Origin of the sequence: Trebonia sp. (genome assembly GCF_049794275.1) — a bacterium.
GTDB lineage: Bacteria > Actinomycetota > Actinomycetes > Streptosporangiales > Streptosporangiaceae > Trebonia.
In genome coordinates, this window is record NZ_JBARCR010000677.1 from 1 (window position 1) to 4,381 (window position 4,381).

A 4,381-nucleotide genomic window follows, 5' to 3' on the forward strand; every position below is an offset into this window, starting at 1 on the left:
CCGTACCGCCGCCGCGGCGGTGCTCTCCGCGGCCGCGATCGCGAACCGCGCCGACACGCCCGATCGCGCGTCGGCCGCCGGGGACTCCCGCACCAGCCGGGTGAACCGTGCGATCACCTCGACGAGGTGCTCGGGCAGCTCGGCGCCCGGGTCACCGCCGTCCCAGGCGACCTCGGCCTCCTGGGTGATCAGCGCGAGCTCGTCCTCGAGCGTGACCGGGTAGTGGGTGCGGACCTCCGCGCCGAACCGGTCCTTGAGCGGCGTGATGATCCGGCCCCTGTTGGTGTAGTCCTCCGGGTTCGCGCTGGCGACGAGCACGACATCGAGCGGCAGCCGCAGCGAGTAGCCGCGGACGCCGATGTCGCGCTCCTCGAGCACGTTCAGCAGCGCCACCTGGATACGCTCGGCGAGGTCGGGCAGCTCGTTCAGTGAGAAGATGCCGCGGTTCGTGCGCGGCACCATGCCGAAGTGGATGGTTTCCGGGTCGCCGAGCGTCCTGCCTTCGGCCACCTTGACCGGGTCGATGTCGCCGATCAGGTCGCCGACGCTGGTGTCGGGCGTGGCGAGCTTCTCGCCGTACCTGTCGGACTGGTGCCGCCAGGTGATCTTCAGGTCATCGCCTTGCTCTCGCGCCAGCCGCTGGCAGCGCGAGCAGACCGGGTAGTAGGGGTGGTCGTTGATCTCGCACCCGTCGATCGTGGGCGTCCACTCGTCGAGCAGGCCGACCATGGTGCGGATCAGCCTGGTCTTTCCCTGGCCGCGCTCGCCGAGCATGATGATGTCGTGACCTGCGAGGAGCGCCCGTTCGACGTGCGGCAGCACGGTCTGGTCGAAGCCGACGATGCCGGGAAACCGGTTCTGGCCGGCGCGCATTCTGGTGAGCAGGTTCTCTCTGATCTCCTGCTTGACGGTCCGGTAGACGTGGCCGCTCGCCCTTAGCTCGCCGACTGTGGCCGGCCTGGGCGGAACGCTGGCGGTGGGATGCTGGCTGTTCTGCTGCACATCTTCGACACTATGTCGGCCACTGGAGTGTTCGCATCTTCCGCAGGTCAGCGGAGCGGCTAAGGTTCGCAAAGGTTCACATTCGCAAAGCTTCGCTAAGGTCCAATGGCATGGCTTCCATCTCCCCGCTGGTGCAGCCGGACGACATCGTCGCCGCCCGAGAGCTGCTCCGCGACGTCATCTCGCCAACCCCTGTGCTCTACTCCCGGGTGCTGTCCGAGGCCGTGGGCGGTCCGGTCTTCCTGAAATGCGAGAACCTGCAGCGCACCGGCTCGTTCAAGGTGCGCGGCGCGTACACGCGGATCGCGCGGCTGTCCGACGATGAGCGGTCGTCAGGAGTGGTGGCGGCGAGCGCGGGCAATCACGCGCAGGGCGTGGCGTTCGCGGCGGGCCTGCTCGGTGCCTCGGCGACCGTCGTGATGCCGGAGCGGGCGCCGATCCCCAAGGTGGAGGCCACCCGCGGTTATGGTGCTTCCGTCGTGCTGGCCGGCGCCTCGGTGGAGGACGCGCTCGAGATGGCCCTCGACTTCGCGGCGCGCACCGGAAGCGTGTTCATCCACCCGTTCAACCATCCCGACGTGGTGGCCGGCCAGGGCACCGTCGGCTTCGAGATCATCGAACAGTGCCCGCAGGTCAAGACCATCCTGGTTCCGGTCGGCGGCGGCGGCCTCGCCGCCGGGATCGCGGTGGCGGTGCAGGGGCTGGACCCGTCCGTGCAGGTCGTCGGCGTGCAGGCCGAGGCGGTCGCGGCGTATCAGGCGTCGTTCGCCGCCGGGCAGCCCACCGCCGTGGTCGGGCGGCCGTCGATCGCCGATGGCATCGCGGTACACCGGCCTGGCGACATCGCGTACGGCATCCTGTCGGAACTGGCGTCGGGGTTCGTCACCGTATCAGAGGCGGCGCTGGCCCGCGGGCTGCTGCTCTGCCTGGAACGGGCCAAGCAGGTGGTGGAGCCGTCGGGGGCGGCGGCGGTCGCGGCCCTGCTCTCGCACCCCGGCGAGTTCGAGCCGCCGATCGTCGCGGTGCTGTCCGGCGGCAACATCGACCCGCTGCTGCTGTCCAAGCTGCTGCGGCACGGGCTGTCCGCCGCGGGTCGCTTCCTCGGCTTCCGGTGCCGGCTCCCCGACTACCCGGGAGCGCTGGCCGGGCTGCTGCGCGACCTGGCCGACCTCGGCGCCAACGTCCTCGAGGTCAGCCACGAGCGGCTCGCGCCCACCCTGCCGGTGGACGAGGTCGAGGTCGTGCTGCAGGTGGAGACCCGCGGCCCCGAGCACTGCGAGGCCGTGAAGGCCAAGCTCCGCGCCGACGGCTACACGCTCAGCTTCAGCTAGCTGACCGCACCGCGGCTATCCTGGAATCGGCACGGCGGAGGGGCTCGCCGTGCGCCGCACGGGCTGTCCGGGGCGGGCTTGCGTGAACGCGGCGGCGGCCGCCAACGGTCCCTACCAGGCGAGGCACGCGGGTAGGAGGCCATCCCCGATGACGAACACTGACGGAGCCTTGCCGGCTGCCCTGGATGAGCTCGCGGTGCTGGGAACAGACCAAGACCGGGAGCAGATCGCGGCGCTGCGGGCCCGGCTGGACGCGGCGCGGTTGCGAGTCCTGGTCGCGGGCGAGGCCAAGCGGGGAAAGAGCACCTTGATCAACGCGCTGCTGGGGCGTGCGGTGCTGCCCGCTGGGGTAACACCCCTGACCGCGGTCGCGACCACCGTCAGGTACGGCGATGACCCGCACGCGGAGGTGCGGTTCGCGGACGGTCACGAGGAGAAGCAGCCGCTCACCGCGCTGCCGGACCTGGTCACCGAGCGGGGCAACCCAGGCAACAGGCGGCACGTCGCGGCGGTGACCGTGTACCTGGACGCGCCGGTGCTAGCCGGCGGGGTGGAGCTGGTCGACACGCCAGGCACCGGTTCGGTGTTCGCGTGGGACACGGCCGCGGCGCACGAGGCCCTGGAGACCATGGACGCCGCCGTGTTCGTGCTCACCGCCGACCCGCCGGTGTCGGCGGCGGAGCGAGACCTGTACGTCAAGATCACCGGGCTTGCTGTGGCGACGTTCACCGTGCTGAACAAGGCCGACCACCTCGACGCGGCCGGGCTAACAGAGGCGGCGGAGTTCACCAGGCAGGTGCTGGCGCAAGCGGCGCGGAGCTCTGGCGCCCCGGGCGCCCCTGACGCCCCGGGCCGGATCTACCCGGTGTCAGCGCTGGCCGAGCTGGTCGGCGGTGACACGGGATTCGCCGCCTTCGCCGCCGATTTCACGGCCTACCTGGCCAGCAGCCGGGTGGCGGACCTGCAGGCGGCCGCCGTCTTGCAGGCGCGGCGGATTGCCCGTTCGCTGCTGGACGAGGTGGCGCTGACCCGGCGCGCGGCGCAGCTTGCCGCCGGGGACGCCGCGGACCGGGTGACCCGTTTCGGCGAGCAGCTGGCGGAGGTGGCGATTCGCGGTCAGGACGAGGTGGCCGTCGCTGGTGCCGAATCGGCGCGGCTGCTGGAAGATCTCAACGGTGCCGCCGAAGCCGACGGGCCGCGGCTCGGACGTGACATCACCCGCCAGCTCAGGGAGGCTTTCGGCGGCGAGCTGCGGACCGCCGCGGCCGGCGAGATCGAGCGCAAGGGCAGGGAACGCCTGGTCGCGCTCACGGTCGGGGCGGCCAGCGCCTGGCGTGCGCGGCGGCGGGACATCATCGAGCAGGGGCTGGCCCGCACCGACGCCAGGCTTGCGGCGGACCTGACGGCCGCGCTTGGCGAACTCCGCGATTCGGCGGCCGAGCTGCTTGGCCTGGAGCTGCTGGTAACGGAGCCAGGCGGTCGGCTCGCCGAGAACCGCCGCTTCTTCTACACCACGGCGGACGAGCCCGGCCAGACCGAGCTGCTGGCCGGCGCCATCCGCCGCAGGCTCTCTGGCGAACTTGGCCGCCGCCGTGCCCGCGAGCACTTGCTGCGCGAGGCTCCGGACCTGGTGGCGAGCCAGATCGGCCGGGCGAGAGCGGACCTGCAGTACCGGCTGTCCGAGGCAACCCGCGCGCTGGCCGGGACCGTGGAGCGGCGCTGCGCGGAGGCGACGGGCCGGATGCGGGCCGCCTTGTGTGCCGCCGCGGAACTCCGCGGCGCGTCGGTGGCTGATGCGGCGGAAAAAGAACGAGATCTGTCCGAACGGGAGGTGGCGATTCGCCACGTACTCGCCCTGCTCAACGAGGTGGCGGAGCACGCCGGAGGGGCATGGCGATGACGATAGCCCGGCAACTGCCGGCCGCCGCGGCGGCCTTCGCGGGGGTCGCTGTCCTGGCGTCGGCTGCGGACCGCGGATGGCTGGCCGAGGCCGACCGGCGCGTCTTTGCGGCGGTCTGCGCCCGCCACGGACCGGCGGCCACCCGGGT

General features: G+C 71.9%; 3 protein-coding genes. 2 read left to right on the forward strand and 1 reads right to left on the reverse strand.

Going from position 1 to position 4,381, the window contains the following annotated elements:
• A partial coding sequence (locus WA805_RS18160) for a sigma 54-interacting transcriptional regulator (protein WP_422272491.1) occupies positions 1–1,002 on the reverse strand: 1,002 nt, incomplete at its 3' end.
• Between the two features lie 110 nt (positions 1,003–1,112).
• Between WA805_RS18160 and ilvA the strand changes: the two genes are divergently transcribed.
• Both ilvA and WA805_RS18170 read left to right on the forward strand, forming a co-directional pair.
• Positions 1,113–2,333, forward strand: a complete 1,221-nt coding sequence (gene ilvA, locus WA805_RS18165) for a threonine ammonia-lyase (protein ID WP_422272489.1) — start codon at positions 1,113–1,115, stop codon at positions 2,331–2,333.
• 148 nt (positions 2,334–2,481) lie between these two features.
• Positions 2,482–4,233, forward strand: a complete 1,752-nt coding sequence (locus WA805_RS18170; RefSeq protein WP_422286029.1) for a dynamin family protein — start codon at positions 2,482–2,484, stop codon at positions 4,231–4,233.
• The last annotated feature ends 148 nt before the right edge of the window (positions 4,234–4,381 follow it).